Here is a 4,514-nt window from a genome sequence, read left to right as displayed (position 1 = left end):
GGGTGCTGGCCCGACTTGCGTAGCGAATGGGGTTTGGCTGGCGGCTTGGCCAAGCCATCCGAAGACGGGGGCTTGCTCGAATTGTGGCTATCTTGACTCCGCTTCCCCTCCAGTTCCAGCACCTTCGCCTGGAGTTCTTCTACTTCAGCTCTCAAATGGCCTACCACCACATGCAAAGGCCAAAGCGCTCGGATCAGATCATCCTTCTCGGCAAGACTGAGTCGTTCAAGGTCGGGAAGTTCATCCATGCTCACTGCGCCTGAAAAAGCTCTTCATTGCACGATCAACGTCGGTTCTCTTGCAAACTTGCACGTCCACACTGAACGAAAAATTCATTGCCCGAGCGTGGCCTCGGTCCAACTTGTCTGACCGGTCGAGAGCGCCTGAGTAGTTACCTTCATTCCAACAATAGTGTGTTGGTGATCCTGGATGAGATGGATCGAACCGTGCTGCAACGACGTCTTCCGAATAATCTGGAGCAGATCTGCCAGGCGCTTTGCGCGCATCGCGAGGCGATAGAGGGGATTGCCGTCGAGTCCACCTACCACTGGTATTGGCTGGTCGACGGCCTGATGGAAGCGGGCTATCGGGTGCACCTGGTGAACACGGCGGCGGTCAAGCAGTACGAGGGCCTGAAGCATAAGCGCTTCCGGATAAAGGGGATGCCTTTTAAGAATCTCTTAATCTTTTGCCCTGATGATCATGATGATGCCTCGAATATGGCGTTCGACTCGATCAACGAAATCCGTAGTGCCGACTTGCTGTATTTCGGGCAGTGCAGGAGAGCAGAGTACCGTTAACGTTAAGCGGCGGCGGGTTACAGTTTAATTTTCTTGTGAGGGTCCGAGGTGACTCGCGATCCTCGAACGTACAGGACAAGAGGTTCTATTGTTTGGAGGGATAAGCAATGCCATTGAAGACGATTTCACCATGCTACCTAGTACTTTACTGTATGGCGCTGGCTGCTACCCACGGTGCGCAGGCAGCGCCACCCCCGGGCCAGCTTCTGTCCTCCCAATGTGCCCAATGTCACGGCACCAACGGCAATGGCCCGGGGTTTGACGAAGTGGCGGGCAAGAGCGCCAGCGAACTGCAGAAAGACCTCTTGGAAATGAAGCGCCGACCAGTCGAAGGCATCATGGACCGCCAGGCCCGTGGCTATACCGATGCCCAGATCAAACTCATTGCCGACTACCTCGCTGCACACAGCGGTGTAGCAGCCGCTACGACTGACCATTGAGAGGAGACGTCAGCATGATGCACACCTTCAGTAGAAGACAATTCCTGCAGTTGGCAGGCGCGGCGTCAGCCGTTGCCGCCTTGCCCCGAGGAGCTGGCGCCGCTACCTCTACCGCGGCGCGCGTGGTCGTCGTTGGCGGTGGCTTCGGAGGCGCCACTGTCGCCAAGTACCTCAGGATGTGGGGCGGCGCCCAGGTTGCGGTTACCCTGGTAGACCCCAATCCCAGCCACATCGCCTGTATTCTCTCCAACCTCGTGGTCACCGGCTCGCTGTCCATGGACCGCATCACCCTGGGTTACAACGCGCTGCGGGAGAAATATGGTATTGCTGTGACGCAGGGTCGTGTGACGGCGGTCAACTACGCGGGCGGCACCGTCAGTCTTGGTGACGGAACGACTTTGCCATACGACCACCTTGTACTCTCTCCCGGCATTGACTTCATTCCTCCACCTGAGGGAGTCTGGGATCCAAACGTCACACCCCATGCCTGGCAGGCCGGCGCACAGACCCTCTTGCTGAAGCAGCAGCTGGCGAGCATGCGAGATGGCGACACTTTTGTCATGACCATACCCAAGTCGCCCTACCGCTGCCCGCCTGGCCCCTATGAGCGCGCCTGCGTGGTAGCCGACTATCTGAAAAGGAGACAACTCGTTTTTTCTAGAGTCGTCGTTCTTGACGCGAACCCCAGTATTCAAGCCGAGCCATTGGCCTTTGGCGAGGCCTTTAACTTCATCTACAAAGGAATGATAGAGTACGTTCCGAACGCCACGGTGTTGGCGGTGAATTCACCGACCCGCAGCATTCGTACCACCGCTGGCGACTGGTCAAACGTCCGCGTGCTGAACTACATCCCAAACCAGAGGGCTGCCGCCATCGGCCCGGCCAGCAGCCTCAATCGCGGATGGCCGGTGCTGAACGCACAGGGTTTTGTGCCGGTCGACCCGCTGACCTACGGTATCAGTGGCTACCCCAATGTACACGTGATTGGCGACGCCTGCGCGGTACCCGCCAGTGAGGGCAAGGCCGTACCCAAATCCGGCCACATGGCCAACTCGGAAGCCAAGATCTGCGCCGACGCCATCCTCCGCACCTTGAACACGCAAGCACTCGACGAGAACATCACAACCAACTCGGCCTGCTTCAGCCCGATTACCGCCACAACGGCATCCTGGCTATCGGCCAACTTCAACTACGGCGACATCTACGATGGCGCGGGCAAGGTGAAGGGCAAAGGGATGCACCGGGTGGATCTTGGCGAAGCACCCAGGACCAACGGAGATAACTATCAGAACATGTTCACCTGGGCTCAAGGGCTTTTCGCAGATAGCTTCGTCTGACTGAGTGAGCGTAAATCAAAATTTGGCCGTTTTCTCCGGAAGTTCCACGGAATGAACTGGAATTACGCCATCAACCTGAAATAGTGCTGGGAATAAAGCGGCCACTTAACCAAAGATGAGAAATCCCCCGGCTCTGCCGGGGGACTGGAAAAGTTTGACATTTCAGGGAGTCCATCAGGAAACTTCAAGCCGTGAGCCACCAAGCAAACGACTATGGAGAATCCCGATGGACGAATCCGAAAGCCTAACCGGAGTTTAACATACCGAAAATAACCTTCTCCTGAATCAAAGACTTGCGACAGAAAAAATCTCTAATGGCACAACAAGCTCGTATTGTCGAGGTCAGGCGACTAGTTTTCGGGTCCCTCCTGGTGCGGGGTTGATGCCCAGCGCGCGGTAGATCGCCATCAACTCGGGTTCAGCGACGGTGGCCTTGCGAACGTTCAGCGTACGTCCATCGCGCTGACGGAAGGAGGCAGTCACCCGGCGCTGCACCGAGAGGGTCTCGCGCAGGGTCGCCCAACCGTCCTTGATGCCCGCGACCTTCAGCTTGACCCGCAGGAACTGCACGCACTGGTAAGCCAGCACGGTGATGAAGAGATGACCGTCCGATCGGTCTTCTTTCTGGTGATAGACCGGTCGCAAGCCGAGTTCGCTTTTCAGACTGCGGAACACGCTTTCGAGCTCGGTGAGCATCGTGTAGGTGCGCCAGAGCCGCTCTTCGCCCCAGGCCAGTTCGTTGGTGCGCAGGCAATAGACCCCCGGATGAGTGGCCATCGTGCCGTCGACCCGTGCCTTCTGCCAAGTGATGGCGGTGACGATCTTGCCGGAATCATCGGTGACCAGGTCGACCGTATAGTGCTGGCTGGCGCCGAGGCTTTTCTGTTGGAGTCGGCCGACGCGTTCGAGCAACTTGTCGCGGCGCTTCTCGCAACGGGATTTTTGCAGGCCGTCCTTGATCTGCTGCAAGCCCGCTTCGAAACACCGGGAGGACTGTTCAAGCATGGCTTCTTCCTTGCGCTGGCGACTCGGGGAGTGGCAATACAGGCACAGTTCTTTGCCGTCTTCGCTGATCTCCTTCTGGAGAGGCCGTGGCTCCTCGGCGGCCGTCTCGATGGTCACGGCGCGCGTCTCATCGAACTGGCGTGTACCGCCACGACGAACGACCAGGTAGCGATAGCCGTGTTCGACCAGCCAGGCGACGTTGGCTTCAGTGCCGATGCCCGCGTCCATGATCACCAGTGCCCCTGCTGGAGCCGCCAGTCCGGCCAGCATCCCAGCCAATGTGCCCGTTTCGCTGACGTTGCCGACGAAAGTCTGCGAACGGCGCACGAAGCCGCTGCCACCGAGCACCAGACCGAGGGTCACCCACGGGCAGTCCGCGCGTTTCTCCTTCGAACGCCCGTGCTTGGCCTTCTGGTTGCCCATGGCCTCGCCTTCGAAATAGGTGTTCGTCAGGTCGTAGAGCGTGACCGTTTCTTCCAGGTCAAAGAGCGTTTGCAGGCGGCTGAACACCCGCGCTTCGATCACCTCCCGGTGCTTCATCAGCACGTCCGAAGCGCGGTAGAGACTCATGTGGGACATTGCCATGAAGTCGACGTCGATCAACTCGCCCAGCGCACTGTGCTGCTGCAGCCAGTTCCAGGTCGCCCGTTCAGAGCCTGGCCGGCCCATTCTCCCGATCAGGTTGCCGATGAGCGACGCCCGCAGGACCCCGTTGACCCCCAGATCGTTCAGCGTGTCGATCAAACCCAACTCGGTCAGGGCAAAGAGGCCGACGTGTTCGACCCCCACCGAGCGCGGTTGCATCATCTGCAGCGATTCGACATCGACTTCCTGGAAGTCTGTCGGCAGCCAAAGCTCTCCGGCAGGCTCCGCGGCGCCGGCAGCCGCGGACTCGGTCGCCGGCGCGCGCATCACCAGTTGCCCAGCGTAGC

The 4,514-nt window shown here is 58.9% G+C and carries 5 protein-coding genes; 3 read left to right on the top strand and 2 right to left on the bottom strand.

What is annotated here, in order from left to right:
- Positions 1-248 (bottom strand): DUF6444 domain-containing protein (locus AW06_RS19940; protein ID WP_273704407.1); only part of this gene is annotated, 248 nt, incomplete at its 3' end.
- A gap of 186 nt (positions 249-434) precedes the next feature.
- On the opposite strand from AW06_RS19940, the gene AW06_RS05350 reads away from it, so the two are divergent.
- The 3 genes from AW06_RS05350 to AW06_RS05340 all read left to right on the top strand — a co-directional run bounded on the left by AW06_RS05350 (position 435) and on the right by AW06_RS05340 (position 2,577).
- Positions 435-800 (top strand): hypothetical protein, encoded by a 366-nt coding sequence (locus AW06_RS05350; RefSeq protein WP_273704406.1) that lies wholly within the window; start codon positions 435-437, stop codon positions 798-800.
- Between the two features lie 107 nt (positions 801-907).
- On the top strand, positions 908-1,240 hold the full coding sequence (locus AW06_RS05345; RefSeq protein ID WP_138679245.1) for a c-type cytochrome: 333 nt from the start codon (positions 908-910) through the stop codon (positions 1,238-1,240).
- Positions 1,241-1,254: 14 nt separating this feature from the next.
- On the top strand, positions 1,255-2,577 hold the full coding sequence (locus AW06_RS05340) for an FAD/NAD(P)-binding oxidoreductase (RefSeq protein WP_273704405.1): 1,323 nt from the start codon (positions 1,255-1,257) through the stop codon (positions 2,575-2,577).
- A 342-nt stretch (positions 2,578-2,919) separates the two neighbouring features.
- On the opposite strand, the gene AW06_RS05335 is transcribed toward AW06_RS05340, so the two are convergent.
- The coding region (locus AW06_RS05335; protein ID WP_273704404.1) for an IS1634 family transposase at positions 2,920-4,514 on the bottom strand (1,595 nt) is incomplete at its 5' end.

The sequence above is a fragment of the Candidatus Accumulibacter cognatus genome, from assembly GCF_000584975.1.
Lineage (GTDB): Bacteria > Pseudomonadota > Gammaproteobacteria > Burkholderiales > Rhodocyclaceae > Accumulibacter > Accumulibacter cognatus.
The sequence above is the reverse complement of the archived record's forward strand: the minus strand, read 5'-3'. Positions and strand labels throughout refer to the sequence as shown.

Bases quoted from the DNA above. Each gene is read 5' to 3' on its own strand.
- AW06_RS05350 (WP_273704406.1), top strand. From the start codon at position 435: ATGGATCGAACCGTGCTGCAACGACGTCTTCCGAATAATCTGGAGCAG.
- AW06_RS05345 (WP_138679245.1), top strand. From the start codon at position 908: ATGCCATTGAAGACGATTTCACCATGCTACCTAGTACTTTACTGTATG.
- AW06_RS05340 (WP_273704405.1), top strand. From the start codon at position 1,255: ATGATGCACACCTTCAGTAGAAGACAATTCCTGCAGTTGGCAGGCGCG.